Source organism: Saccharothrix sp. CCNWYY140 (assembly GCF_037401995.1).
GTDB lineage: Bacteria > Actinomycetota > Actinomycetes > Mycobacteriales > Pseudonocardiaceae > Actinosynnema.
This window is the reverse complement of sequence record NZ_JBBEGC010000037.1, coordinates 34,892-60,788: the sequence shown is the minus strand read 5'-3', so window position 1 is coordinate 60,788 and position 25,897 is coordinate 34,892. Positions and strand designations below refer to the sequence as shown.

Here is a 25,897-nt window from a genome sequence, read left to right as displayed (position 1 = left end):
CCCACGGACTTCACAGTCGCGGGTCGACCGGCTCCGACTCCAGGGCCAGCACCGCGAACACGCACTCGTGGACACGCCACAACGGCTCCCCGCGCGCAGCCCGTTCCAGTGCCTCCAAACCCAGGGCGTATTCGCGCAACGCCAGCGAGCGCTTGGCGCCCAAGCCCCGCTGCCGCAGGCGTTCCAGGTTCTCCGGCTCGGTGTAGTCCGGGCCGTAGATGATCCGCAGGTACTCCCGGCCGCGCACCTTCACGCCCGGCTGCACCAGACCACGCTCACCGCGGACCAGGTTCGCCAACGGCTTGACGACCATGCCCTCCCCGCCGACCGCGGTCAGGTCCTCCCACCACCGCACACCCGCCGCCACCGACTCGGCGTCCCCGGTGTCGACCACCAGGTGCCGGGTTCGGGTGAACAGCGGCGAATCCAGGCGTGCCAAGGTCTCCAGGTGCCACAGGTGCGAGCGGTCGTGGTAGGTGCGGCCGGCCGTGGCGAGCAGCTGGAACGGGGCCAGGCGCACGCCGTCCAGGCCCGTGGTCGGCCAGCAGTAGCGCTCGTAGGCGTCGCGGTAGCCCACGGCGTTGGCCAGGCGGGACGTGGTGCGCGCCAACAGGTCCGACACGTCCACGCCCCGCGCGGCGGCCACCCGCAGCACGTCCGCCGCCGGTGTCAGAGCGCCGACCGCCGCCGCGCCGACGGCCGCGTACTGGTCCCGGATCAGGCCGGTGGCCTTGGCGTTCCACGGCATCAGCTCCGCGTCCAGCAGCAGCCAGTCGGTGTCGAACTCCGCCCAGAAGCCGGCGTCGGTCACCGCCGACCGCACGCGTGCCAGCAACTCCTCCCCCAGCTCGCCGCCGAAGAACGGCCGACCGGTCCGCGTGTAGACCGCGCCGGAGTCCTTGCCCACCAGCACGACCGCCCGCGAGCCCATGTGCTTCTCCTCGCAGATCACCTCGCGCACGCCCGCCGCCCGGTACTCGGCGAAGGCGTCCTCCGGGTGCTCCAGCACGTCCGGCCGCTTCGAGGTCGCGGTCGGCGCCATCGTCGGCGGCAGGTAGGGCAGGCGGTGCGGGTCGATCGCGAAGCGGCTCATCACCTCCAGCGCGGACGCGGCCTGCTCCGGCCGCACGGTGATCCGGCCCCGGTGCGCGGTCTCGATCGTGCGGCGGCCGGCCACGTCGTCGAGCGCGAGCACGTCCGGCTCGCGGTCCGGCGTCGTCGCCACGAGCGGGCGGACCGGCTCGTACCAGACCTTGTGCGCCGGGACCGACACGACCTCGCGCTCCGGGTAGCGCAGGGCCGTCAGCTTGCCGCCGAACACCACGCCGGTGTCCAGGCACATGGTGTTGTTGATCCACTCCGCTTCCGGCGTGGGCGTGTGTCCGTAAAGGACGGTCGCCCGGCCGCGGTACTCGGTCGCCCACGGGTAGCCCACCGGCAGGCCGTACTCGTCGGTCTCGCCGGTCGTGTCGCCGTACAGGGCGAAGCTGCGCACCCGCGCCGACGCACGGCCGTGGTAGCGCTCCGGCAGACCGGCGTGCGCGACCACCAGGTCACCGCCGTCCAGCACGTAGTGCGCCACCAGGCCGTCGCAGAACCGCTCGGCCCGGCGCCGGAACTCCTCGGTCTCCGCCGACAACTGCGCCAGGGACTCCGCCAGGCCGTGCTTGACCTGCACGTTCCGCCCGCGCAGCGCCCGCACCAGCTTCTGCTCGTGGTTGCCGCACACGGCGAACGCGTGCCCGGACTCGACCATGCCCATCACCAGCCGCAGCACGCCCGGCGTGTCCGGGCCGCGGTCGACCAGGTCGCCGACGAATACCGCGCGCCGGCCGGCGGGCGGCACCGCATCCACCGGGCGTCCCTCGGCGTCGCGCACCAGGTCGTAGTCGAGCGCGCCGAGCAGGTCCTCCAGCTCCTGTCGGCAGCCGTGCACGTCGCCGATCACGTCGAACGGGCCGGTCTCGCGCCGCAGGTCGTTGAACAGCGGCTCGGTCGCGATCGTCGCCGCGTCCACTTCGGACTCGCTGCGCAGCACGTGCACCTTCTTGAAGCCCTCCTTGGCGAGGAACTTCAGCGACTTGCGCAGCGCGGTCCGGTGCCGGCGCACGACGTGCGCGCCGAAATCGCGGTCGGGCCGGGTCGCGTTGCGCGCCAGGCACACCTCCTCCGGCAGGTCCAGCACGATGGCCACGGGCAGCACGTCGTGCGCACGCGCGATCTCCACCAGCTGCGCCCGGTCGGTCCGCTGGACGTTGGTCGCGTCGACCACCGTCGTGCGGCCGGCCGCCAACCGCTTGCCCGCCACGAAGTGCAGCACGTCGAACGCCGCGCCCGACGCGGACTGGTCGTTCTCGTCGTCGGCCACCAGGCCGCGGAAGTAGTCGCTGGACAGGACCTGCGTCGGCGCGAAGTGCCTGCGCGCGAACGTCGACTTGCCCGAGCCGGAGGCGCCGACCAGCACCACCAGGCACAGGTCCGGGATCTTCAGCTCCATCAGTCCTGCTCCCCCACCACGCTGTTGTCGTCCAAGAAGAAGGCGGCCATCTGCGTCGGCGCGCCCAGCGCCGGGTCCTCGGGTCCGATCGGCTCGAACGACACGGTGTACCCGCGCCGGTCGGCGACCCCGGTCGCCCACTCGCGGAACTCCGCCCGGGTCCACTCGAACCGGTGGTCGCTGTGCCGCAACTGCCCCGCGGGCAAGGTCTCGAACAACGCGTTGTACTCGACGTTCGGCGTGGTCACCAGCACGGTCCGGGGCCGGGCCACGACGAACACCGAGTGCTCCAGCGCGGGCAGCCGCACCGGGTCCAGGTGCTCGACGACCTCCATCAGCACCGCCGCGTCGTACCCGGCCAGCGCCGGGTCGGCGTAGGTCAGCGACGACTGGCGCAGCACGATCCGCTGCCGCTGCCGGTCGGGCATGCGGTCCAGCCGCAGCTTGCGCGCCGCCTCCTGCAACGCCTTCGCCGACACGTCCACGCCGTGGATGTCGGTGAACTCGGGCACCTGCACGAGCGCGCGCAGCAACGCGCCACCACCGCACCCGAGGTCCAGCACCCGCCGCGCCCCGGCCGCCTTCAACGCCGCCACCACCGCGTCCCGCCGCTGCACGGCCAGCGAGACCTTGCGCTCGGCGATCGTGGGCTCGGCCAGCGCGTTGTCCAGGTCCTCCGGCTCGACGTCGTCGAGGTCGGCCAGCCGCGCCAGCGCCGACTCCACCAGCGGCCTCTTGCGCGCCAGGTACCGGGTGGTGATCAGCTCGCGGTCGGGGTGGGTCGACAGCCAGCCGTCACCGGCGCGCAGCAGCTTTTCGACCTCGTCGTCGTCCACCCAGTAGTGCTTGCTGCCGTCGAGGACGGGCAGCAGGACGTAGAGGTGCTTCAGCGCGTCCGACAGCTTCAGGGTGCCGGTCAGCGTCACGGCTCCGTAGCGGGAGTCCGTGCCGTCGGTCAGCGGGATCGGTTCGACCTCGGAGGCCCAGCCCAGCGGGGTGAAAAGTCGGTCCACCAACGCGAACGGCAGCACGGGGATGTGAACCCGCAACGGGATCGGCGTGGCCGCCAGCTCGGCGCGCGACTGGCTGCGCCCGTTCATGGCCGTGCGGAACACCGAGCCCAGGGCGACGGTGAACAGCGAACCGGCGACGTACGGGCGGTCGTTGACGTACTGGGTGAGCGTGCTGCCGGGACCTCGCACCAGCGCGACGGGGTCGACCTCCAGGAGCAGCGCGACGGTGCACTCCTGGTCGTCGGCGCGCGGGTAGAAGACGTGCGCGGTCCCCGCCGAGGTCCGGAACTCCTGCGCCCGGTCGGGGTGCTTGTGCAGGAGGTGTCCCAGGTCGGTGGCCGGCTGGTGGGTCGTGGTCAAGGTCAGCAACACGCACGGAAGTGTGACCGACTCGGCCGCTCGCGCGCGGCTGATTTACGACAACGGCTGGGCGTTGGTGGGCAGCCGGACCGTCCTCAAGAACTCCGGCAGCAGCCAGGGCCTCTTCCCGGAGACGATCAGCTTCCCGCTCAGCCCCGCTTTCAGCCGGCTGACCCGGCCGAACAGGAGGAGGTTCAACGTGGCCGGGTCGAACCGGACCCGCACGTCGGCCTTTTCGTCCTCGACGGTCACGTGTCCCCGGTGCAGCACCAGCGTGACCGGTGTGGTGTGGCGCGACCGGAAGGCGACCGCGATGCGTCGGTCGCTGGGCGGCGGGCCGTCGAGGAGCTTGCCGGTGCCGTTGCGGATCATGCCGACGATGAAGAGGTCGAAGAAGGGCGCGGCTTCACGGACCGGCATCGGCCACGGCGCACGCAGGGCACGGGCGATGTCCCAGCCGTGGACCAACATTTCGTTGACCAGATGGGCCAGCACGCCCCCGACCGGCACCCGCGAGTCCCCCAACCAGGGGATCGGCCGCTCGTGGTCCGTGCCTTCGGTCATCTCCAGCAGATTGTCCACAGTGGACTTCAGGTTGTCCGACAGCCTTTTGTGGTCACGGTCCGCGAAGTGCCGCAACGCCATGCTGTTCAAATCGGCGACCGTATCGACCGTGACCGAACGCACCCGATCGGCAAGCTGCTTGACCGGTACCGTCCCGCCTTCAGGCGTGAGTATCGCCGTGTACATGGTGGCGATCGAGTTCACGTGGGCGATGGTGTCCGCGACAGTCCAGTCGTCAGTCGCCTTCACCAACGGCGGCGCCCCGGCCACCATCTCGGCAAACCTCCGCGCCACCCCTGGCAACACCTCACGCACCACTGCCACTTGGTCGGCCACGCGCCCACCCCCATCGTCGCCGTTGAACCATAACAGCGTGATGGATGGTCGGACTTCTCCGTTGTTGCGGACTTCAGACGAGCCCGCGGATGTACTCCAACGCCTCCACGGTCCCCACGGTCGGCATGCACTCCAACCCGATCCGCCCGCTGTACCCAAGATCCCGCAGCACACTCAGCTCATGCGCCCAGTCGACCGTGCCGGTCCCCGGCTCATGCCGCCCCGGCACATCAGCCGTCTGCACGTGCCCCACCCGATCAACCCGCCCAGCCAACACCACCTCAGGCCGCTCCCCCATCACCAACGAGTGGTAGTGGTCGTAGAGCATCTTCACGTGCGGCGACCCGACCTCGTCCACGATGTCCAGGCACTCGACGGTCGAGTCGAGAAACGTCCCCACGTGGTCCACCCGCGAGTTCAGATTCTCCAGCAGCAATACGGCTTCATACCCGTCCAACACCTCCGCAGCCTGCCGCAAGCCATCCACCACAGCCCGCCGCTGCTCCTGCCGAGACACCCCATCCCGCTCGTTCCCGACCGTGATCACCAGGTAGGGACACCCCAGCCGATCGGCAAGAGCCGCCGACTCCCCCACCGCCTCGAGAAACACGTCGTGCGTGCCCGGGTCGACCAGGGTCCCCATCGGGTCCACACACATCGTCTGCAACACAACCCCGGTCTCCCGCAACGCAAGCTCCAGCCCGCCCACGTCCCGCCCCCGCCACCCCCAGATCTCCACAGCAGGCACCCCAAGGTCAGCCGCGGCCTTCACCCGCTCAGCCACCCCGTCCCGCTCCCCGAAGAGCCACTCCAGATTGGCGGACAACTCGTACATGCAGACCCCCAGTCACTCAGGACCGCACGTTAACGCACTCAATCACACACAACCAGCCACCTGGCAACAACTCGCCACGCCCCATCACCTTTCCCCGATCGGCAGGAATCGAGGACAGCACCTGACCGCAAAGAGTGCGACAGTGGTCCCATGAGCCGTCAGATCCAGATCACCTTCGACGCCCACGACCCCGCCGCCCTGTCCACCTTCTGGCGCGACGCCCTGGACTACGTCCACCCAGCCCCACCCGGCGTGACACTGCCCGAAGGCGCAGACCCCCTGGCGGCCTGGGACGACTTCCTGTCCCGCCTGGGCGTCCCGGAAGACCAACGCAACACCCGCTCGGCGATCGAAGACCCCACCGGCGAAGGCCCCCGCCTGTTCTTCCAAAAGGTCCCGGAGGACAAGGTCGCCAAGAACCGAGTCCACCTGGACCTCCGCGCCGCCCCCGGCCTCCAGGGCGAGGAGCGCATGGCGGCCCTGGAAGCCGAGTGCGAGCGACTGGTGGGCCTGGGCGCGACCCGCCTCCGCCGCCACGAACCCAGCCCTCCGATGGAAGCCGGCTTCATCGTCATGCAGGACCCGGAGGGCAACGAGTTCTGCCTGGACTGACCCCGAAAGCCAAGCCGCCGAGGCGCATCCCCTGACCGAAGCACTCCTCCAGGAAGCGCTCGGCGGCTTCGTGCATCTCCAGCCCGACCGCCGCGAGCGCGGATGCCGCCCACGAATGCGGCAAGCGTAGCCCCGGGTCGCCGCCGGCGGGGCGAGACGGCCAGGAAAACGGGTAACGCCAGGAGCGAAAGCAACTTTTTGCGCATGTCGCGCATCTCCCCTCATGAGTGCTGCGCGACATGGTCGGCGACCTGACTTGCAGTAGACTTGCAACAAGGGGGAGGTACCGGAGTGGAGTTCCGGGTCTTGGGCGCCGTGGAGGCGTGGGCGGACGGGGCGCGGCTCGATCTCGGCTCCCGCAAGCAACGTCTGCTCCTGGCGGTCCTCCTGCTCGAACCCGGACGCACCGTGCCGCGCGACCGGATCACCGACCTGCTCTGGCCCGACGACCCGCCGATGAGCGCCCGCAACACCGTGCAGACGCTGGTGTCCCGGCTGCGGGCGGCGTTCCGGGCCGGCGGGCCGGAGTTGCGGTCCGAGGGCGCGGGGTACGTGCTGCGCGTCGACCCCGAAGACGTTGACCTGCACCGGTTCCACCGGCTGGCCGCCCGCGCTCGCGAGGCCGACGACGAGAAAGCCGTGCTGCTGTTCGACGAAGCTTTGGCGCTGTGGCGGGGCGAGCCGCTGGCGGACGTGGCCGCGCCGGAGACCGCGCGGCGGCTGCTCGCCGGTGTCGAGGAGGCCCGGTGGACGGCCTTAGAGGACCGCATCGACGCGCAGTTGCGGCTGGGGCGCGGGAGGGACGTCCTGGCCGAGCTGACCGCGCTGGTCGCCGCGCACCCGTCACGGCAGCGGTTCGTCGGGCAGCTCATGCTCACCCTGCACCGCGACGGTCGCACCGACGACGCCCTCCACGCCTACCGCGCGCTGCGCACCCGTCTGGCCGAGGACGCCGGGCTGGACCCGTCGCCGGACTTGAAACGGCTGGAAGCGACCATCCTGGCCGACGAGGACGGAACGGCGCGGGAACAGGTGCGGCCTGCCCAATTGCCGCACGACGTGCGCGGGTTCGCCGGTCGCACCGCCGAGTTGGCCCTGCTGGACCAGGCCGGGGACGGCTGCGACGTCCACGTGCTGACCGGCATCGCGGGTGTGGGCAAGACCGCGCTGGCCGTCCGCTGGGCGCACCGCGCCCGGCACCGCTTCCCCGACGGCCAGCTGTACGTGGACCTGCGCGGCTTCGACGCCGAGCACGAGCCGCTGCGCCCCGCCGTCGCCGTGACCCACCTGCTGCGCGCCCTGGGCACCGACCCGCGCGCGATCCCGCCCGACCCGGACGAGCAGTTCGCGCTGTGGCGGTCGCGGCTGGCCGACCGGCACGTGCTGCTCGTGCTGGACAACGCCCGCGACAGCGGCCAGGTCGTCCCGCTGCTGCCGCCCTCGGGCACGGTGCTGGTCACGAGCCGGCTGCGGCTGGGCGACCTGATCGCCCGCTGCGGCGCGCGGGCGCTGACCGTGGGCGTGCTGCCCGAGGAGGACTCGCGCCGCCTGCTGGAGGCCGTGCTGGGCGGTCCCGTGCCGGCGTCCGAGGCCGCCGAGCTGGCCCGGCTGTGCGGGCACCTGCCGCTGGCGCTGCGCCTGGCGGCGGCGAACCTCAGCGACGGCGACGTGCCCGGGATCGCCGACCTGGCCCGGGAACTGGCCGAGGGCGACCCGTTGACCGGGCTGAGCGTCGACGGGGCCGAGGAGAGCGCGGTGACGACGGCGTTCGCCCTGTCCTACCGCGCGGTCGGGGCCGAGCACCGGCGGTTGTTCCGGCGGCTGTCCCTGGTCCCGGGCCAGACCTTCACCGACCGCCAGGCGGCAGCGCTGACGGGAACCCCCGTCCCGCAAGCGAAACAGCGGCTCAAGGCGCTGGCCGCCGCGAACCTGGTCGAGCGCCACCAACCCGGCCGCTACCGCTTCCACGACCTGCTGCGCTGGTACGCCGCCCGCCAGGTGCTCGCCGACGAACGCCCGGAGGACCGCGACACCGCCCGCCGGCGGCTGTTCGAGCACTACCTGACCGCCTCCGACGCCACCGGACGCCTGCTGATCCCGCACTTCCTGCGCCTGCCGCGCGAGGCGGCGGAGGTCTTCGCCGACGCCGACGAAGCCCTGGCGTGGCTGGACGAGGAGTGGCCGAACGTCGCCGCCGCGGTCGAGCACGCGGCCGAGCACGGCCCCCACGAGTTCGCCTGGCACATCGCCGACGCCCTGCGCGCCTACTTCCACCACCGGGGCCACCGCACCGAGTGGATCCGGGTCGCGACCCGGGGCCTGGTCGCCGCGCAGGCCGCCGGCGCGCCCCAGCCGCAGACCGCGATGCACCTGAGCATCGCCCTGGCCTGCGTGAACAGCGGCCGGTACGACGAGGCCCGCGGGCACCTGACGACGGTGCTGCGGGAGGGGTTGGCCGACGCGTGGCCCGAGGGTCAGATCGCCGTGCTGAACAACCTCAGCGCCGTCCACCAGCGGTTGGGCGAGCCGCGCGAGGCGATCCGGCGCGGACTGGAGTGCCTGCGGCTGACCGAGGACCACCCGACCCCGCCGGGTGCCGTCTCGATGGCCCTGGCCAACGTGGGGTTCGCCTACGAGCAGATCGGCGAGCTGGACCAGGCGCTGGTGCACTTCACGCGGGCGCTGGACCTGGCCGAGCGCGGCGGTGCCCGGTTCAGCGTGGCTGTTCTGTTGGTGGATTTGGGCAACGTGCACCGAGACCGGGACGACCGGGTCGCGGCGGCGGAGTTCTACGAGCGGGCGCTGGCCGCCAACCGGGAGCTGGGCTACCACTACGGCGAGGCCGCCGCGCTGTCCGGACGGGCGCTGCTGACCGCCGGCGGTGAGGCGCGAGCGCTGCCGGCCGCGGGTGGTGACGGACGAGCCGGCGGTGACGGACGGACTGGTGGCGGCGAGGGGCGGGCCAGTGATGACGCGCGGGCGGATGCGATGGAGGCTGTGCGGCTCACGCACGTGATCGGCGACCGAGGCACGGAGGCGTGGGCGTTGGTGTCGCTCGGAGAGGTGTGCCTGCGGTCGGGTTCACCGGGTGAGGCGGCCGAGCACTTCCAGCGCGCCTTGGACATCGCCCGCGAGACGAGCTTCACGTGGTGCGAGACCGCCGCCCTGGCCGGGCTGGCCGCGGCGCGACTGGCGCTCGGCGACCGGGACCGCGCCGGGGGGTGCGCAGACCAGGCCGCCGAACTCGCCACCCGTGCGGGCTACCGGCTCTTGGCCGCCCGCGTCAGCCGGACGCTCGACGCCGTCCGGGCCTAGTACACGCGCAGGCCCTTGTCGATCAGGACCGCCTGCAACGGCTGGTAGTACGACCGGCGGTTGCTGACGCCGTCGCTGCACGGGCTCAGGACGTCGTTGCCGCCCGACGAGATGCCCAGGGCCGTCTCGCCGGAGAACAGCGGTCCGCCGCTGTCTCCCTTCCTGGAGCACAGGCTGGTTTTGATCATCTTGCGGAGGGTGACGCCGCCGTCGTAGTTCACCGTCACGCTCGGGTCCAGCACCTTGCCCACGAAGTCCTGGCTGATGGTGCCAGTGCGCTTCACCGACTCGCCGTCGCGAACCCAGCGGGAGCCGGTGATCTGGTGGGCCGAGCCGTCGCGGTACTGGACCATGCCGAGCGGGCTGATGTTGGACGCCCGGTACTCCACGACCGCCCAGTCACCCGGCTCGTACTGGAAGCTGGTCATGCGGCCCAGGAAGTGGCCGCCGGAGTACCGGTCCCAGTCGTAGTGGCCGCCGATCATGCAGTGCCCGGCCGTGATCATGAACTTCTTGCCCGACGAGTTGGCCACGTTGAACCCGGCGCTGCACAGGCGCTGGCCGGAGACGATGCCGACGCCGCCGCGCATGTCGTAGGCGGTGCTCTCGATCTTGCCGGGCAGGTGCTCGACGCTGACCGCGCCGGCGTGGCGGGCGGCCAGCGTGGCCAGGCGGGCCTGATCGGCGGGCGAGACGCCCTCGTGGATCTCCACGGCGACCCTGTTGGTGCTGGCGTCCACGCCCCACGAGGTGTTGGCGATGCCCGCGAGCTGGTCGAACTCGGCGTGGATGGCGGTGAGGGCCGCGGTGCTGTTGGCGACCAGCTGCGGCGTGCCGCCGGCGTCGCGGACGGTCTGGGCGGCGGCCTCGTCGGTGACGCCCACGACCAGCCGGCCGTCGTCGTCGTGGTAGACGCCCGCGGTCCGGGTGTCGCCGAGTTCGGCGGCCACCTCGGTCGCGCGGTCGGCGGCGGCGTCGGCGGCCAGCGCGGCGGCGCGGTCGGGGTCGCCGAGCGGCTCCGCCTGGGCGGCGGGGGCCGTGAGCAGGGAGGTCAGGGCCAACCCGGTGGCCACCACGGCCGTCCCGAGGCGGCGGGGGATGCGCATCATGCTCTCCAGGGCTTGGAGGGTGTGAGGTCCGGAACCGGCCTCGTGACAAGCGAACCGTGGACGGCTTGCAGAGGACTTGCAGAACGGGAGCCGACCGGCGGACGGGCGACCCCAAAAGTCCAAGCGTGCGGCCCGCAACTCCATTGCCGGCAGGTGCGGATCGTTGCACCCTGCTCGAAACCCTGTTCGGCCCCCGCCGCCGGATCGTCCACACCGGACACATGGAGCAGCGCATGACATCCCTGCACAGCAAGGCCAAGCTGCGGAGCGCCGCCGTCGTCGCCGCGGTCGTGGTGGCCGCCGCGGTGACGCCCGTGGCGCAAGCCGCCACCTACACCGTCACCTACGGCACCACCGGATCGTACGCGCACCCGACGGACACCCCGGCGAGCACGTTCATCGACAAGGACGGCACGTTCTACTTCCAGCAGTCGGCGTCGCTGTACGGGGCGACCCAGCCCCGGTACTGGGCGTTCTTCACCGGCGCCAACTTCGACACCGCGACCCGCTCCAGCGCCATCAGCGACGCGGTGAACCCCAACAACGCCAACGACAAGAACAACGACACCACCTGGCGGTGCAACAACAGCCCCACGGGCTTGGAGTCGACCTACGCGCCGGCCGGGTCGTCGTACTCCCAGCCAAACTTCTGCACGCTGATCGGCGTGTGGGTGGACCCGGACACCGGGCACTGGTACGGCTTGGTGCACAACGAGTTCACGCCGCAGCCCTTCGGCGACGGCCTGCACTACGACTCCATCGACTACGCGGTCTCCACCGACCAGGGCCGCACGTGGACCATCAAGGACCACGCGATCACCTCGCCGTACAGCACGAAACGCGGTGACACCACGGCGTTCCCGCACCAGACCTACCACTACGGCACAGGCGACCAGCGCCTGTTCGTGGACACGGCGTCCGGGTACTTCTACGTGTTCTACGGGTCGCGGATCGTGGACAAGAGCGGTGGCTGGAAGGCGTTCTACGGGCACGTGGCCCGCTCACCCATCGCGTCGAAGATGGCCAAGGGCTCGTGGCAGAAGTGGTACGGCGGCGCGTGGACGCAGCCCGGTATCGGTGGCCGCGAGAGCACGATGGTGCCCACGTCGACCAACCCGAACGGGTACGTCCCGACGACGGCCGAGTACAACCCGCTCAACACCGGCACCGCGAGCCAGCAGATCGCGGACGGGAAGATGCCGCCCATCTCTCCCCTGTTCGTCATGAACATCGCCTACAACGCCCACCTGGGCCTCTACATCGGCACCCCGCAGGCGGTGGACCAGTCCGGCAACGCGCCGCAGGAGGTCTACGCGACCGCCGACCTGACCACCCAGAAGTGGACCCTGCTCGGCAACTCCGGCAGCTACCGCAACGCCTCCTGGTACCGCTGGTTCCTCGACAGCGCGAGCAAGACCGGTTCCACGATCATCGGCAAGGACTACCGCTCGTACTGCTCGATCGCGTGCACCAACTCCAGCGGCGAGTACGCCAACACCACCATCACCTCCAGCGCCGGCGAACCGGCCCTGTTCGACCCGGCCCGCACCTACACGATCGGCACGGGCACCAGCCGGGTCCTGTCCCAGGTCTCCGGCAGCTCCGCCACCACCTCGGCCGCACCGACCGGGTCGGCGCTGGAGGCCTGGCGCTTCACCGCCAACGGCGACGGCTCCTACCGGATCGCCAACGCCTCGACGGGCCAGCTCCTGGGCGTGGGCACGTCCTCGGCGTCCACCCGGGCCTGGGGCACCAAGCCCACCGCCACCGCCGGCGGTCCCACGGTCGGCCAGCAGTGGTGGGTCGTCCGCACCACCGGCCAGAGCACGTACCGCCTGGTCAACCGCTACTCCGGCCTGGTCCTGGCGCTGTCCTCGGACACCGCCCGACCGGCCGAGACCACCCCGGCGCGGTTCTGGACCAACACCACCGGCAACGCGGTCGGCGGCGCCCGGACCGCCGCCGAGCAGACCCTGACCATCACCCCGGTCGGCGCGGCGGACCCGTCCCTGAACGGCACCAGGACGGTGACGACCTCGGGCAAGGCGCTGGACAACCCGGGTTCCTCGACCACCGCCGGCACCCAGCTGATCACGTGGACCCCGAACGCGGGCGCGAACCAGCGCTGGCAGTTCACCCAGCAGGCGGACGGCAGCTACACCATCGTCAACCAGGCCTCCAACCTGTGCGTGGACGACTACGCCGGCGCGACCACACCGGGCACCAAGGTGATCCAGTGGACGTGCACCGGCGGGGCCAACCAGCGGTGGCAGGCGACCAAGCTGGCCAACGGCCTCTACACGCTGACGAACGTCCACTCTGGACTGTTGCTCACCACGGCGTCCACCACCAACGGCGCTCTGGTGACACAGGAGACGAACAGCGGGTCGGCTTTGCAGCAGTGGTCGATCGGCTAGAAGCGGGAGGCGGGTCGCTGCGGCGGCCCGCCTTCTTCGTTCATCGGGTCAGCGCGGTCGTCTGGTGCGCGTGCGACAGCTTTTCCGGGTTGCGCACCGAGTACAGCCCGGTGATCCGACCGCCGTCCACCCGGATCGCCACCACCGCGTCCAGCTCGCCACCGATCCGGTAGATCAACGCCGGATACCCGTTGACCTGCGCGGGTTCCAGCACGCCCACGGCGGCGGCCCGGCCGAGCACCTCGACCACGGCGTCCACCCCCACGACCGGCGCCGGCGCCGCCGGGACGACCCCGCCGCCGTCGCCGACCAGCACGACGTCCGGCGCGAGGAGGTCCAGCAGGCCCCGCAGGTCGCCGGTCTCGACCGCCCGCCGGAACGCGTCGATCACCTCGTGCGACTCGGCGGGCGTCACGACCTCGCGCGGCCGACGAGCGGCGACGTGCGCCCGCGCCCGGTGGGCGATCTGCCGCACGGCGGCGGGAGTCTTGTCGACCGCCTCGGCGATCTCGTCGTACCCCAGGTCGAACACCTCGCGCAGCACGAACACCGCCCGCTCGGTGGGCGTCAAGGTCTCCAGGACCAGCAGCATCGCCATCGACACGCTGTCGGCCAACTCGACGTCCTCGGCGACGTCCGGCGCGGTCAACAACGGCTCGGGCAGCCACGGCCCGACGTAGGCCTCCTTGCGCCGCCCGAGCACCCGCAGCCGCCCGAGGGCCTGCCGGGTGGTGATCCGCACCAGGTAGGCGCGGTGGTTGCGCACCTCGCCCAACTCGACCCCGACCCACCGCAGCCAGGTCTCCTGCAAGACGTCCTCGGCGTCGGCCGCCGACCCGAGCATCTCGTAGGCCACGGTGAACAGCAGGTTGCGGTGGGCGAGGAACACCTCGGTGGCGTCCGGGCTCTCAGCCATCGCGGGGTCTCCTTGTCGCTGTGCGGCAGTGTCCTCACCAGACACCGCGCACCAGCGCTGTGTGACACCCTGTGACCCGCGTCACCCGACCGAGGGACTCACTCGGCGTTCATGTGCCAGGTGCTGCCGCTGACGTTGATCTGCGCCCGCGAACCTTCCTGGCCCCCGGCCGCCGGTTCGTCCACCGCCATCGCACCCAACCCCGCCACCAACACGGCGGCGGCCATCACCAGAGCAGGCCCGCGGCTCCTGGCACTCCGACCCCGAATCCCACCGAACGCCGGCAACGCCACCACTCCGCCATAGGCTGCCATCACCACTCCACCTCCTCCGCTCTGCCAGGGGGATACCCCGTGAGACGGAAGGTGAACGAGCGAACCGGTTTTCACCAGGAAGAGTGCTGGACACCCTGCACTGCCCGACCCTGGTCGGACGGAACTCTGTGGACGCCGGCCATTTAGGGCTTGGTGCCCACACCGATGTTCAGCGGGGCCGTGAGGGCGGTGGAGCCCGTGGTGGTGGCGTGGTCGCGGAGCATGCCGTCCAGGACTTTGATGGTGTCGGTGCGTTGGGTGGTGGTGAGGGTGGCGACCAGTGCGCCGGGGATCGGGTTGCTGCCCAGGCACCAGTCCCACAGTTGCCGGCCGTTGCGTGGCTCGATGCGTTCCTCGTGACTGGTGTCCACGGTGACGTCCCGTAGGCCGGACTCGGTCAGCCTTCGGTGCAGGACGTCCGGGTCGGCGACCTGGAACTCCAGCATGGGCTCGTCGTCGGGGGGTCCCTCGAATTCCGGTACCACGGCCTGTACGGCGGCGATGAAGAAGTGCAGGGCCTCGAAGCGGTCCGGGTCGCCGTAGGCGGTGAGGAACACGCGTCCGCCTGGCTTGGTCACGCGGACCATCTCGCGCAGGGCCGTCGCCTGGTCGGGGACGAGCATGACGCCGAATTGCGAGCCGGTGACGTCGAAGGTGTCGTCGGGCAGGTCGAGGTGGTGGCAGTCGGCCACGCGGGCCTGCACGTCCAGGCCCTCGGCCGTCGCCCTTGCGGTGCAGTGGTCGACCATCGCGGGCGACCAGTCGGTGGCCAGGACCCGGGCGCCCAGGCGGGCGGCGGGCAGGCTCAGGCCGCCGGTGCCGGCGGCTACGTCGAGGAACGTCTGGCCCGGCCGCAGGCCCGCGAGGCGGAGGCCGGTCAGGGCCACGTCGGCCTCGCCGGGGGCCACGTGCTCGTCGTAGTTCGCGGCGATCGCGTCCCAGGCCTCGACCGGGGAGGTGGGTTGCTGCACATCGGTCATGTCGGCACTTCCTTCCGGTTTCCCCTCGGTGTCCAGGACGCTAGGCGGGACGGGGGCGCGGCCTCTTCGGGCGAACGACCCAGTCGCCCGGAAACGGGCATGGGTAGTTCTGTCCACGCTCAGATCAAGGAGTGCTCGTAGGCGTAGGCGGTGGCCGCCGCGCGGGAGGGCGCCTGGATCTTGGTCAGGCAGTTGCTCACGTGGCGGGCGACGGTCTTCTCCGACAGGCCCAGTTCCTTGGCGATCGCCCGGTTCGTCCGGCCGGAGGCGACCAGGCGCAGCACCTCCACTTCGCGCGCGGTCAGGCCGCCGCGGGTGGTGGTGAGGGCGTCGACGCGCTCGACGTCCGGGGTGGCACCGAGGCGGAGGAACGCGGCCCGCGCGCTGTCTAGTTCCATCGTGGCCGTCTCGTGGTCGCCGAGCGCACGGCACGCCAGCGCGGTCAGCACCCGGACGCGAGCGGTCTCGTGGGGCGCGTCTAGTGCGCGCCATGCCGTCGCGGCGCGGCGGAGTTCGCGTGACGCCGCCTGCGCGTCGCCCTCGGCGAGCCGGACCGCGCCGGCCGCCGAAGCCGCCTCCGCCGCCAGGTAGGGCGAGTCGAAGGCAGTGGCGAGGGTCGCGAGTTCGTCGGCACCGGCCCGTGCCGCGGGCACGTCGTCGGCGGCGATCATCACCTCGACGTGGGCGGGCAGCACGCGGGACCGCGCGGCCGGGTCCTCGGTGTCGGCGACGACCCGGCGCATCACGGCGGCGGCCACGTCGGTCCGGCCCTGGGCGAGCCGCAGCAGCGCCAGGCCCGGTTCGGGCGGGCGGCCCGCCTCGCCGGCGCGGCGGTAGCTCTCCTCGGCCGCCGCGAACTCGCCGCGCAGCCTGCGCAGCTCGCCCAGCTGGTAGTGCGCCGCGCCCAGGGTGTCCCACCGGACCGGCTGGGACAGCAGCGCGCACGCCCGCTCGGCGGCCTCCAGCGCGTCGCCCCACGCGCCCTGCAACCGCATCAGCTCGCACCGGTGCACCAGGCAGTTGCCCCGGTACGGGACCAGGTCGGGCTGCGCTTCACACCACCGGGTGAGCGCGGCCGTCCACTCGCGGGCGCGGCGCAGGTCGAACAGGTCGGCGCACACCGCGATCACGGTGCAGTAGACGATCCCGGCGTACAGCGGCGTCACCTCGCCGGCCGTCACGCCCACCATGACCTCGTCCAGCAGCGCGACCCCCGCCGGGACGTCCCCGCGCAGGACCAGGCACAGGCCCTGCCCCAGGCGGGCCATCGCGACCAGGTCGAGGTCCCCGGACCGCCGGCCGACCTCGACGCCGCCGGTGAACGCCGCCTCCGCCGCCACCGGGTCGCCGCCCCACATCCGGGGGAAGGCGTCCCAGGTCCGCAGCCACGCCCGTTCGGGGCACTCGCCGCACCCCTCCAGCACGCGCTCCGCCCGCCCGAACCACCCGCTCCCGGGCGCGGTCTCACCCCGGAAGACCAGGCCCGCGCCGACCAGGACGGCGGCGCGGGCGGCCCGCCGCGGGTCGTCGCGGCGCAGGGCCTCGTGGTGGGCACGGGTCCACACGCGCGTGGACAGGTCCTCGTCGCCGGTCAGGTACGCGGCCAGCGCGAACCGCTCCAGGTCGTCCAGGTCCAGGGGCACGTCGTCGTCGGCCGCCGCGAACCGGGCGACCGCCGCGCCCCACGCCTGCCGCGCGAAGGACTCCCGCCCCTGCTCCAGCACGTCGGTCCTGGTCACCCCTCCAGTGTGACGTTGCCGGCCCCGCCGCGCGCCCGCCGCATTTTTGCGGATTGGAGGACATAGGGTCTGCGCACGCACCACCAGCGCAACCAGGCAGGAGCACGTCCACCGTGGCCAGAACCCTCGACCCCGCCCGCGTAGAGCAGGACGCCCGCAGCCGCTTCGCGGAGCTCGGCGCGGCGCCCCCGGCGGTGCGCGACGACAACGGGGTCGAGCACTCCCCCGCCGCCCGGTACGTCGAGGTCTGCCGCCGCGCCCGGCTCATCGCCGCCAGCGACGGCCTCGCCGACGCCGTCGTGGCCCACCTGGCCGCCGCGGGCGTCGAGGCCGAGGTCCACCAGGTCCGCGTCGACCCGGCCGAGGGCGACGAGCAGGTGATGGCCCTGCGCGCCACCGCCGCCGGCGCCCCGGTCCTCGTGCCGCTGCGCCCGGGGGCGACCACGGTGCGCGTCTACCCGTTCACCGACGACCTCGTGCTGTCCGAACCGGCCCTCCACGTGGTCGAGCTGCCCGCCACCGCCCGAGCGGGCGACGGCTGGGTCGACGCGGCGGCCACCGCCCAGGCGCTCGCACCCCACTTGCAGCCCTGACCTGCGGTTCCCCGCCCCTGACAGCTGTCAGGGGCCGTGTCAGCCCGGTGACTGCTCGGCGTCAGGTCCGGCGGCGATCGTTCTCGCCATGACCTCCTTCACCACGCCGAACCCGATCACCGCCACGCTGACCACCGCCGGCGCCCAGGTCCGGGTCACCGCGACCGAGCGCCCCGACACCGTGGTGCACGTCGAGCCGCTGAACAGCGCGAACAAGTCCGACCTGAAGGTCGCCGAGGGCGTGAAGGTCGACTTCGAGGCCGGCGAGCTGTCGATCAAGACGACCAAGTCCGGTGACAAGACCGGCTCGGTCGCCATCACGGTCGCCCTGCCGGCCGGCTCCCGACTGGTGCTGAACACGGCGTGGACCGACGTGCACGCCGACGGCCCGCTCGGCGACTGCGCCGTCAGCACCGCCTCCGGCCGGATCAAGCTGGACCAGGTCGCCGCACTGCGCGGCAACCTCGCGGACGGCGGGCTCACCGTCGAACGCGTGACCGGGACCGTCGAGATCGACGGCGGCGCGGCGAGCGTGCACCTCGGCGAGGTCGACGGCACCGTCCGGTACCAGGGCACCACCGGCAAGATCCGGATCGGCCACGCCCACTCCGACGTCGACCTCGGCGGCTCGAACGGCAGCTTCGACGTCGAGCGCGCCGACGGCAGCGTCACCGCCCGCGCCGCCGACTGCCCCATCCGCATCGGCCGCCTCACCCGCGGCAACGCCGACCTGGCCAACGCCTCCGGCGGCATCGAGGTCGGCATCGCGGAAGGCGTCACCGCCGAGGTGGACGCCGACAGCACCAAGGGGGTCGTCCACAACTCCCTGCCCGTCCGCAACCCGGGCGACACCACCGTCAAGGTCCACGCCCGCACCCGCCGCGACGACATCGTCATCCAGCGCGCGGCCGTCTGAACCCCCCAACACTCCGGAAAGGACCGATCACCATGAACACGACCACCGCGCACGGTGTCGAAGCGGGCTGGGGCAAGGTCGCCGACGTCTTCCGCGCCAACTTCGACGAGGACCCGGGCGAGGTCGGCGCGGCGTGCGCCGTCTACGTGGACGGCCGTCCCGTGGTCAACCTGTGGGACGGGCTCGCCGACCGCGAGGCGAACCGGCCGTGGCGCGAGGACACCATCGTCCAGGTCGCCTCCACCACCAAGGGCGCCACCGCGATCTGCGCCCACCTGCTGGCCCAGCGCGGCGAACTGGACCTCGACGCGCCGGTGACCCGGTACTGGCCGGAGTTCGGCGCGGCGGGCAAGGAGGACATCCCGGTCCGCTGGCTGCTGTCCCACCAGGCCGGTCTGCCCGTTGTGGACGGTCCGCTGACCTTCGAGGAGGCCTGCGCCTGGGAGCCGGTCATCCGCGCGCTGGAAGCGCAGAAGCCGTTGTGGCGGCCGGGAACCGAGCACGTCTACCACAGCGTGACCTACGGGTTCCTGGTCGGCGAGGTGGTGCGGCGGATCAGCGGCAAGTCGCTCGGCACGTTCTTCGCCGACGAGATCGCCGCCCCACTCGGGCTCAGCGCGTGGATCGGGCTGCCCGAGGAAGAGGAGCACCGGGTGTCCAAGCTGCACTACGCCGCGCCGTTCAGCCTGGAGGAGCTGCTCGCCGGCATGGTCAAGGCGACCGGCCTGGACGCCGAGACGGTGACCGCGTGGGTGCAGGCGGTGTGGGGCGCGGACTCGGTGCAGGCCCGCGCCGGCGAACTGGGCGGCGCTCTGGACCACACCACCGAGTACCACACCACCCGCGCCTGGCGCGCGGCGGAGTTCCCGGCCGCCAACATGCTCGCCGACGCGCACTCCGTGGCCCGGATGTACGCGGCCACGGTCGCCGAGGTCGACGGCGTGCGCCTGCTCGAACCGTCCACTGTGGAGCGGATGACCGAGGTGCAGACGGACAAGACCCGGATGCACGGCCTCCCCGAGGGCCTGGACATCCCGGCCGACCGCAGCTTCAACATGTCCCTGGGCTTCTGGCGGGCGTGCCCGCCGATGCCGATGGTCGGACCGGCGTCCTTCGGGCACCCGGGCTCGGGCGGCTCGATCGGGTTCGCCGACCCGGAGTCGGGCGTCGGCTTCGGCTACGCCACCAACCACTGGAGCTTCCGCGCCGACGACCCGCGCGCGGCGAACCTGGCCCAGGCCGTCCGGGACTGCCTCGGCTGATCCCCTGTGCCGCCAAGCCCTCCACTCCGTGCGAGTGGGGGGCTTGGCGGCGTTGCGCACGTGATCGACAGCACTTGACCGGTGTGCCGGTCGTCCAGGACAATTCTCCCCGCAGAGGGGAGTACCCACTCGGCTCGTGATCGTCACTACGGTCGCCCCGCGGCGACTCGGTCACAGCGCCACCGCGTCCGGTGGTCGGGGAGACCTCGGTTCGAACCAGAACCGGAGGACCCGGCCGTGCGCGTTCCACCTCCCGCCACACCCATCGCCGCCCTGAGTGCCGCGCGCTGATCCTGCGCCACGGCAAGCCTTTTCGCGTCTTCCGACGCCTGCTCACCCACACTCGCTCCCGCCGGCGGCACGGCACACGCGTGCCGTTTGGTGGGTCCTCTCAAGGGGGTCCTGTGAAGAACCATGCCTTCGCGCGCCTGCTCGGCGTGCTGCTCAGCGTCCTGGTGGCGGCGGGGTGCGTCTCGCTGGCCGAGCTGGCCAAGCTGGCGGGCCGCGTCGAGGACGCCGGGTACTCCGGTGTCTCGGTCCACCACCAGACCACCAACGGCTACGACACGATCTCCGTGTCCGCCTTCAAGCCCACCGAGACCGACGACGGCGAGGCGATCTTCCGCCTGATCTGGGACACCTACCCGGAGGAGGTGGACCGGGCCGTGGTCGCCGTCAACGGCAAGCCCAGATCGGCCACCGCGGCGGAGATGGAGGCTGCTTTCGGAGCCCGCAAGGTCCAGCCCGAGGAGTCGAGCACGGCGGCCACCGTGGCGTGGCTGGCCATCGTCCTGATCCTCGCCTGCGCGGTGGTGGTCGTAGTGGTCGTCCGCGTCCGCCGACGTCGCCGCCGGCAACTCCCGCCGCCGCCGTACCCGCAGGGGCCGTACTACTACCAGCCCTGACGACCGACGTGGCCCCGCCGGCCACCCGCCGGCGGGGTTTCGGGAAGTCGTGGCCGGCAACTCCGCGTACATGGTGATGGTCGAACGGTGGCGCCGCGCGCGCTCCGCCTACGCCGGGCGGGAACGGCGTCCGCTGGGCGGGTACCTGGCTTCGCTGGTGTCGTACGCGGTGCTGGTCGGCGCGGCGACGGTGGTCGGCAGGCGGCGGGGTGCCCGGCTGCCGGACCGGTCGTCGCCGGGTGACGTGGTCCTGCTGGCGGTGGCGACGCACAAGGCCGGCCGGCTGCTGACCAAGGCCTCGGTCACCAGCGTGCTGCGGGCGCCGTTCACCCGTTTCGAGGGTCCCGCGGGCCACGCCGAGGTCAACGAGTCGCCGCGGCACGGGGGCGGTCGGCACGCCGTGGGCGAGCTGGTGACGTGCCCGTTCTGCGCAGGTGTGTGGGTCGCCGGCGCGCTGACGACCGGCCGTGTGTTCGCGCCGCGCGCGACCGGACTGGTGACCACCGCGTTGACGGCCGTGGCGGTGTCGGACTGGCTGCACCTCGCCTACGACCGGGTGAAGAACCGCTGACCCCGGATTCCGAACGCCGTTCAGGTGGCGCAGTCCAGTTCCGCCCACACGGTCTTGCCGTCGCGGTGCGCGCTGACGCCCCAGTCCACGGCCAGGTTGTGCACGATGACCAGGCCCCGCCCGCGGTCCTCGCCCAGTCGGGACCGCCCGAGGGTGGGATGGTCGGGTTCGGCGTCGTCCACCTCGAAGCGGACCAGGCACGGGCGTGACGTGCGGCGCAGGCGGATGCCGCGAGGGCCGGAACCGTGGTCGTAGGCGTTGCTGACCAGTTCGTTCACCACGAGCAGGCAGTCGTCGCGGGTGTCGTCGGACAGGTCCGCCAGGGCGTCGGCGACCCAGCGGCGCACGGTCGCCAACGTCGGGGCCTGGTCGGTCAGCTCCCGGGTCAGCGGGTCCGGCCGGTCGCGGTGTCCGGTCTCCACCAGCCTCACGCCCCACTCCACGTGCCTGCGCGGGCGCCCGCGCCGCCGCGGGGACTGCCGCCTGGGGTGTCACCCCCTCGACCAGCCTAGGCGAAGGTCGGCCCACTCGACTTGCCCGGCCGGGTGCTCGGGCCTACGTTCGGTGGTCCGCGCCTGGCGCGGCGCGCCGCGAGAGAGGTGGGACGCGGTATGGCCGAGCATCCCGAGAGGGCGCTGAGCCTGGAGACCACCGAGACCGACGGGGTCGTCGTGGTCGAGGTGGTCGGCGAGGTGGACATGGCCACCTCACCACCGGTGCGCGCCGAGGTCTCCCGACGCCTCGACGCCCGACCGACCGCCCTGGTCATCGACCTGCGCGGGGTGGTCTTCTTCGGCACCACCGGCATTTCGATGCTCGTCGAGGCCGAGCACCACGCCCGCCGCCTCGGCGTCCCCCTGGGGATCGCCGCAGACCAGTCCTGCGTGCTGCGTCCCCTGGCGGCGACCGAGGTGGACTCCCTGCTCACCGTGCGCCCGGACCCGGCGGCGGCGATCGAGGCCGTGCTCCCCGACCGGCGGTAGCCACTCGCGTGCCGCCCCGATCAGGTGAACCTGGGCCGGGAGTTTGGGGCCGCGCTGTCGGGGCACCTCCCTCCCATGTGGCTGTGGAGACCGCCTGGGGTGTACCGCCCGCAGGACGACACGTGGCTGGTCGCGGAGGCGTTGGCGGGCGCGGGTTTCCCGGTGGGTGCGAGCGTCCTGGACGCCTGCACCGGCACGGGAGCCCTGGGGGTGGTGGCCGGGTTGGCCGGGGCGGGCGAGGTGACCGCCGTGGACGTCAGCCGGCGGGCGGTGGCCGCGGCCCGGGTCAACGGCCTGCTGCGCGGGGTGCCGGTGGAGGCGGTGCGGTGTGATTTCGGGGACCTGGTCGGACGGCGGCGGTTCGACGTCGTGCTGGCCAACCCGCCCTACGTGCCGAGCGGGTCGTTCGTGCCCAAGGGGCGCGCGCGGGCATGGGACGCCGGCGAGCGGGGCCGCGCGGTGCTGGACCGGCTGTGCGCGGTGCTGCCGTTGCTGTTGGCCGACAAAGGTTTCGCGTTGATCGTCCACTCCGAGCTGTGTGATGAGGACACGACGCTGCACCAGTTGCGCGGCGGCGGGCTGAAGGCCTCCGTGGTGGCCCGCCGCACCGTGCCGTTCGGCCCGGTCCTGCGCCGCCGGTCGGGGTGGTTGCGCGACAACGGCTACCTGGCCCCCGACCAGGAGCACGAGGAACTGGTGGTGGTCCGCGCCGACGCGCCCTGACCGTCACGCGAACGCGGTGACGTAGGTGAGCACGATGGCCAGGATGTAGGTCGGGTAGGCGACGCGGGCGGCGACGGCGAGCCTGCGTTCGGATTCCACCCGACCGCGGTTGACCAGGCGCTTGCGCAGCATCGCGATCAGGACGCAGTTCGCCGCCAGCAGGATGAAGGCGTAGTAGCCCCATTCCAGCGCGACCGTGTAACTCACTGACGGCAGTTGCGAGGTCACGTTGTTGAGCAGCACCGCTGTGCTCAGGATCGCCGTCACGCCCATCGACACCGGGGCCGCGCCATCGGTGGCTTTGAAGAACAGCGACAGGTAGGTGACTCCGATCAGCAGCACGAGCGGCAGCAGGTTCTTGACCAGGAACGGCAGCAGGTCTCGGGCGATGTCGACCTCGGCGGCGTACTGGCTGTAGTACAGGCCGCTCGCCGCACCGCCGGTCGTGGGTTCGCCCAGGGCGTCGCTGCTGCCCACCGTGCGCTGGAAGAACCGGACCGAGGTGGCGTGCCAGTTGGGCAGGTCGTCGATGCCCGCTTCGCTGTCGGTGCCGCTGCGCAGGTAGTCCTCGGGCCGCTGGCCCAGGATCTCCTTGTCGGTCACGTAGGTGACCTGGTCGGCGGTGAACGCCCGGTTCTGGAGGCTGACGGCCAGTTTCTGGTGGTCGAACGGGAAGCTGCGGAACTCCAGGCCGCCCTTGAAGCGGTCGGCGACGCGGTAGAGGCGGTAGGTCCGGCCGTTCTCGGTGACGTCGCGCAACGGCGTGCCCGGTTTGAGGTCCGCCTTGACGGCGTTGACGAACTGCACGTCGGAGGCCTTGTGGTCGCCGGTGTACTTGAGCCACAGGAAGAAGTCCGCGAAGTAGGTGCCGTCCCGGGTGTCCAGGTCGCGGATCTCGTTGAGGTTGATTCCGGTCGCCACGACCTGGCGGCGGGTGAGGTACCGGTCCCCCACCGGCAGGACCTCGCCGCTCGCCAGGCCCTCCCGCAACGCCTTGGGCGAGGGCGGGTCGTAGAGCCCGAGTTGGACGGGCGCGGACACCAGCCGCGTGCCGTCGCTGGTCACGAAGGACACCGGCATCTGCGCCGAACCGGCGGCGCTGAAGTACAACGGACCCAGCAGTGCCGGGAACGAGTTCTTGCGGTCCTTCAAGGCCGCCAGGCCGTCCCGGATCTTGCGGCGGTCCTCCGCCCGGTGCTGCTGGTCGAAGGCCAGGCCGCCGGTGCGCACGGCGTGCAGGCCGACCGTGAGGGCTTGGCGCGCGGTCGCGGCGGTCCACAAGGGACGGACGCCGAAGCGGTCCTGGTAGGCCTGGGACCACACCAGCGCCGGGCCGGACAGCGAGTCCAGGGCCAGCGGCGTCCCCAGGTGCAGGTCCGTGGTGTAGCGGCCGGGCGTGCCCTGCTGCTGCTCGTCGCGCAACAGCGCGGTGTGCAGCGTGTCGGTGCCCATCGACGCGGAGCCGAGGATCGGCGCGGTGAACCCCGCGTCCCGCAACCGCTTGACCAGGGCCACGCCGCGCCGCTCGGCCGTCGCCAGCACGACCGGGCCGGACGCGTCGATGGACATCACCTGCCGGGTGGCGGCCTCCATCGACGCCTCGTCGCCGACGGGCGCGGTGGCGGTGACGGTTCCGGTGAAGGAGCGCTGGTAGCTGTCGCGGATGGACTGCCCGTACTCGTCGTCGTCGTACACGATCGCGGCGGAGGTCGACCCGAGCACGTGCGAGGTGTACGCGGCCAGGAAGTCGGCTTGGGTGCGGTTGCCGAACACGCTGCGGAAGTACCACTCGCTGTCGTCGGTCAGCCGGGGTGACGCCGCGGACGGCGTGATCGCGGGGATCCCGGCCCGCTTGTAGATCTGCTGCGCGGCCAGGGCCGTGGTGCTGGCGCCGTGCCCGATGACGTACATCGCCCTGTCCTCGCGCACGATCTCCTCGGCGATGGCGGCGGCGCGGTCGGGCTGCCCGCCGTCGTCGTAGACCAGCAGTTCGACGGGCCGCCCGGCGACCCCGCCGCCGCGGTTCACGTCGTCCACCTGCATCCGCACGCTGTTCTCCATGTGCGCGGACGCCTCGGCCAGCTCGCCGGTCAACCCGGTCACCAGGGCCACGTGCACCGGCGGCCCGGACTGCCCGCCCCACGCCGACCACATGCCGCCCACCGCGAACAGCAGTGCGGCGACCAGCCCCACGGCCGCCCACGCCCACGGCCGCCGCCGCGCCGGCGCGACGTCCGGGCGCGGCGGCTCGACCAGGTCCGCGACCTCGGGCGGCGGCGTCGCCCCGGTCGCCGGGAGCGCCGCACGGGCCCGCAGGGTGGCGGGGTCGGCCACGATCTCGGCGGCGCGGTCCAGGCAGAACCGCCGCTCCCCCGGGTCGTCCACCAGTTCGGCCAACCACCGCCAGGCCGGCTCGTACCCGTCGTCCTTGGCGAGCGCCGACCCGAGCAGCTCACGTGCCCGCCGCGGGTCGGTTTCGCGCACCTTGAGCGCGGCGTGGGTGAGGCCGGACGCGGTCGTCGGCAGATCGGACACAGTTCCCCTTCCGCTGGAACAGCAGGGAACTTCGCACCGATCGGCGACGAGGAACAAACGGCTCACACGGTCGGCTGGGAGAACCACCGCATCGTGCGAATTCGACGGGTGACTCCGGTCACACCTGTCAGGTGTCGTCGTGGGAGAGGAGCTCGGCCAGTTCCGCCAAGACCCGGTCGGCCTGGTCGCCCTCGGCGGTGAGGAGGACTTCCTCGCCCGCCCGCACGCCCAGGGACATGACGGCCAGGATGCTGGACGCGTCGACCAGGTGGTCCTCGGCGCGGCCGATGCGGATGACGAGCGGCTGCTTGCGGGCAGCTTCGGTGAGGAGTTTGGCGGGGCGGGCGTGGAGGCCCGTCGGGGACGCGATGGTCACTCTTCTGCTGGGCAACCTTGTTCTCC

General features: G+C 72.1%; 22 protein-coding genes. 10 read left to right on the top strand and 12 right to left on the bottom strand.

Annotated elements, in window-relative coordinates; translation table 11 throughout:
* Positions 1 to 10: 10 nt before the first annotated feature.
* The 4 genes from WBN91_RS18600 to WBN91_RS18585 form a co-directional block, all read right to left on the bottom strand.
* Positions 11 to 2,497: a polynucleotide kinase-phosphatase gene (locus WBN91_RS18600; RefSeq protein WP_337725030.1), complete on the bottom strand. Its 2,487-nt coding sequence runs from the start codon at positions 2,495 to 2,497 to the stop codon at positions 11 to 13.
* Entirely contained in the window at positions 2,497 to 3,882 is a 1,386-nt protein-coding gene (locus WBN91_RS18595; protein WP_337725029.1) for a 3' terminal RNA ribose 2'-O-methyltransferase Hen1, read from the bottom strand. Before WBN91_RS18595 ends, WBN91_RS18600 begins: the two co-directional genes overlap by 1 nt.
* A 42-nt stretch (positions 3,883 to 3,924) precedes the next feature.
* Positions 3,925 to 4,770 (bottom strand): maleylpyruvate isomerase family mycothiol-dependent enzyme, encoded by an 846-nt coding sequence (locus WBN91_RS18590; RefSeq protein WP_337725028.1) that lies wholly within the window; start codon positions 4,768 to 4,770, stop codon positions 3,925 to 3,927.
* Between the two features lie 73 nt (positions 4,771 to 4,843).
* On the bottom strand, positions 4,844 to 5,605 hold the full coding sequence (locus tag WBN91_RS18585; RefSeq protein ID WP_337725027.1) for a TIM barrel protein: 762 nt from the start codon (positions 5,603 to 5,605) through the stop codon (positions 4,844 to 4,846).
* Between the two features lie 150 nt (positions 5,606 to 5,755).
* Between WBN91_RS18585 and WBN91_RS18580 the strand changes: the two genes are divergently transcribed.
* Together WBN91_RS18580 and WBN91_RS18575 are read left to right on the top strand one after the other, a co-directional pair.
* Positions 5,756 to 6,217 (top strand): VOC family protein, encoded by a 462-nt coding sequence (locus tag WBN91_RS18580; protein ID WP_337725026.1) that lies wholly within the window; start codon positions 5,756 to 5,758, stop codon positions 6,215 to 6,217.
* 291 nt (positions 6,218 to 6,508) lie between these two features.
* The gene (locus WBN91_RS18575; RefSeq protein ID WP_337725025.1) at positions 6,509 to 9,532 is read left to right on the top strand and encodes an AfsR/SARP family transcriptional regulator; all 3,024 of its coding nucleotides are present in this window, start codon (positions 6,509 to 6,511) and stop codon (positions 9,530 to 9,532) included.
* Here WBN91_RS18575 and WBN91_RS18570 read toward each other — a convergent pair.
* Positions 9,529 to 10,641, bottom strand: coding sequence for a S1 family peptidase (locus WBN91_RS18570; protein ID WP_337725024.1), 1,113 nt, complete (start codon positions 10,639 to 10,641; stop codon positions 9,529 to 9,531). The two genes, WBN91_RS18575 and WBN91_RS18570, sit on opposite strands and share 4 nt — an antisense overlap.
* A gap of 233 nt (positions 10,642 to 10,874) precedes the next feature.
* Here WBN91_RS18570 and WBN91_RS18565 point away from each other — a divergent pair, with 233 nt between their 5' ends.
* The gene (locus tag WBN91_RS18565; RefSeq protein ID WP_337725023.1) at positions 10,875 to 13,058 is read left to right on the top strand and encodes an RICIN domain-containing protein; all 2,184 of its coding nucleotides are present in this window, start codon (positions 10,875 to 10,877) and stop codon (positions 13,056 to 13,058) included.
* A 40-nt stretch (positions 13,059 to 13,098) separates the two neighbouring features.
* Here the strand turns inward: WBN91_RS18565 and WBN91_RS18560 are convergent, their stop codons facing one another.
* The 4 genes from WBN91_RS18560 to WBN91_RS18545 all read right to left on the bottom strand — a co-directional run bounded on the left by WBN91_RS18560 (position 13,099) and on the right by WBN91_RS18545 (position 17,007).
* Entirely contained in the window at positions 13,099 to 13,974 is an 876-nt protein-coding gene (locus WBN91_RS18560; protein WP_337725022.1) for an RNA polymerase sigma-70 factor, read from the bottom strand.
* Positions 13,975 to 14,072: 98 nt separating this feature from the next.
* Complete coding sequence (locus WBN91_RS18555) at positions 14,073 to 14,288, bottom strand: hypothetical protein (protein ID WP_337725021.1); 216 nt, start codon at positions 14,286 to 14,288, stop codon at positions 14,073 to 14,075.
* Between the two features lie 143 nt (positions 14,289 to 14,431).
* The gene (locus WBN91_RS18550) at positions 14,432 to 15,268 is read right to left on the bottom strand and encodes a class I SAM-dependent methyltransferase (RefSeq protein ID WP_337725020.1); all 837 of its coding nucleotides are present in this window, start codon (positions 15,266 to 15,268) and stop codon (positions 14,432 to 14,434) included.
* 119 nt (positions 15,269 to 15,387) lie between these two features.
* Positions 15,388 to 17,007, bottom strand: a complete 1,620-nt coding sequence (locus WBN91_RS18545) for a LuxR C-terminal-related transcriptional regulator (RefSeq protein ID WP_337725019.1) — start codon at positions 17,005 to 17,007, stop codon at positions 15,388 to 15,390.
* 113 nt (positions 17,008 to 17,120) lie between these two features.
* Here WBN91_RS18545 and WBN91_RS18540 point away from each other — a divergent pair, with 113 nt between their 5' ends.
* From WBN91_RS18540 to WBN91_RS18520, 5 genes are all read left to right on the top strand, one after another.
* Entirely contained in the window at positions 17,121 to 17,600 is a 480-nt protein-coding gene (locus tag WBN91_RS18540) for a hypothetical protein (protein ID WP_337725018.1), read from the top strand.
* A gap of 88 nt (positions 17,601 to 17,688) precedes the next feature.
* Complete coding sequence (locus WBN91_RS18535; RefSeq protein ID WP_337725017.1) at positions 17,689 to 18,516, top strand: DUF4097 family beta strand repeat-containing protein; 828 nt, start codon at positions 17,689 to 17,691, stop codon at positions 18,514 to 18,516.
* Between the two features lie 32 nt (positions 18,517 to 18,548).
* A complete protein-coding gene (locus tag WBN91_RS18530; RefSeq protein ID WP_337725016.1) occupies positions 18,549 to 19,778 on the top strand; it encodes a serine hydrolase domain-containing protein in 1,230 nt (409 codons plus the stop codon).
* 404 nt (positions 19,779 to 20,182) lie between these two features.
* Positions 20,183 to 20,683 carry a hypothetical protein gene (locus WBN91_RS18525; RefSeq protein WP_337725015.1) on the top strand — a complete coding sequence of 167 codons (501 nt, stop codon included), beginning with the start codon at positions 20,183 to 20,185 and terminating at the stop codon, positions 20,681 to 20,683.
* A 49-nt stretch (positions 20,684 to 20,732) separates the two neighbouring features.
* A complete protein-coding gene (locus tag WBN91_RS18520; RefSeq protein WP_337725014.1) occupies positions 20,733 to 21,254 on the top strand; it encodes a DUF1360 domain-containing protein in 522 nt (173 codons plus the stop codon).
* Positions 21,255 to 21,274: 20 nt separating this feature from the next.
* Here WBN91_RS18520 and WBN91_RS18515 read toward each other — a convergent pair whose 3' ends face one another.
* Positions 21,275 to 21,685 (bottom strand): ATP-binding protein, encoded by a 411-nt coding sequence (locus tag WBN91_RS18515; RefSeq protein ID WP_337725013.1) that lies wholly within the window; start codon positions 21,683 to 21,685, stop codon positions 21,275 to 21,277.
* 180 nt (positions 21,686 to 21,865) lie between these two features.
* On the opposite strand from WBN91_RS18515, the gene WBN91_RS18510 reads away from it, so the two are divergent.
* Both WBN91_RS18510 and WBN91_RS18505 read left to right on the top strand, forming a co-directional pair.
* Complete coding sequence (locus tag WBN91_RS18510; protein WP_337725012.1) at positions 21,866 to 22,237, top strand: STAS domain-containing protein; 372 nt, start codon at positions 21,866 to 21,868, stop codon at positions 22,235 to 22,237.
* Between the two features lie 75 nt (positions 22,238 to 22,312).
* Positions 22,313 to 22,960 carry a HemK2/MTQ2 family protein methyltransferase gene (locus WBN91_RS18505; RefSeq protein WP_337725011.1) on the top strand — a complete coding sequence of 216 codons (648 nt, stop codon included), beginning with the start codon at positions 22,313 to 22,315 and terminating at the stop codon, positions 22,958 to 22,960.
* A 3-nt stretch (positions 22,961 to 22,963) separates the two neighbouring features.
* Here WBN91_RS18505 and WBN91_RS18500 read toward each other — a convergent pair whose 3' ends face one another.
* Together WBN91_RS18500 and WBN91_RS18495 are read right to left on the bottom strand one after the other, a co-directional pair.
* Complete coding sequence (locus tag WBN91_RS18500; RefSeq protein ID WP_337725010.1) at positions 22,964 to 25,495, bottom strand: ABC transporter substrate-binding protein; 2,532 nt, start codon at positions 25,493 to 25,495, stop codon at positions 22,964 to 22,966.
* 127 nt (positions 25,496 to 25,622) lie between these two features.
* Positions 25,623 to 25,886: an HPr family phosphocarrier protein gene (locus WBN91_RS18495; RefSeq protein ID WP_337725009.1), complete on the bottom strand. Its 264-nt coding sequence runs from the start codon at positions 25,884 to 25,886 to the stop codon at positions 25,623 to 25,625.
* Positions 25,887 to 25,897 lie beyond the last annotated feature (11 nt).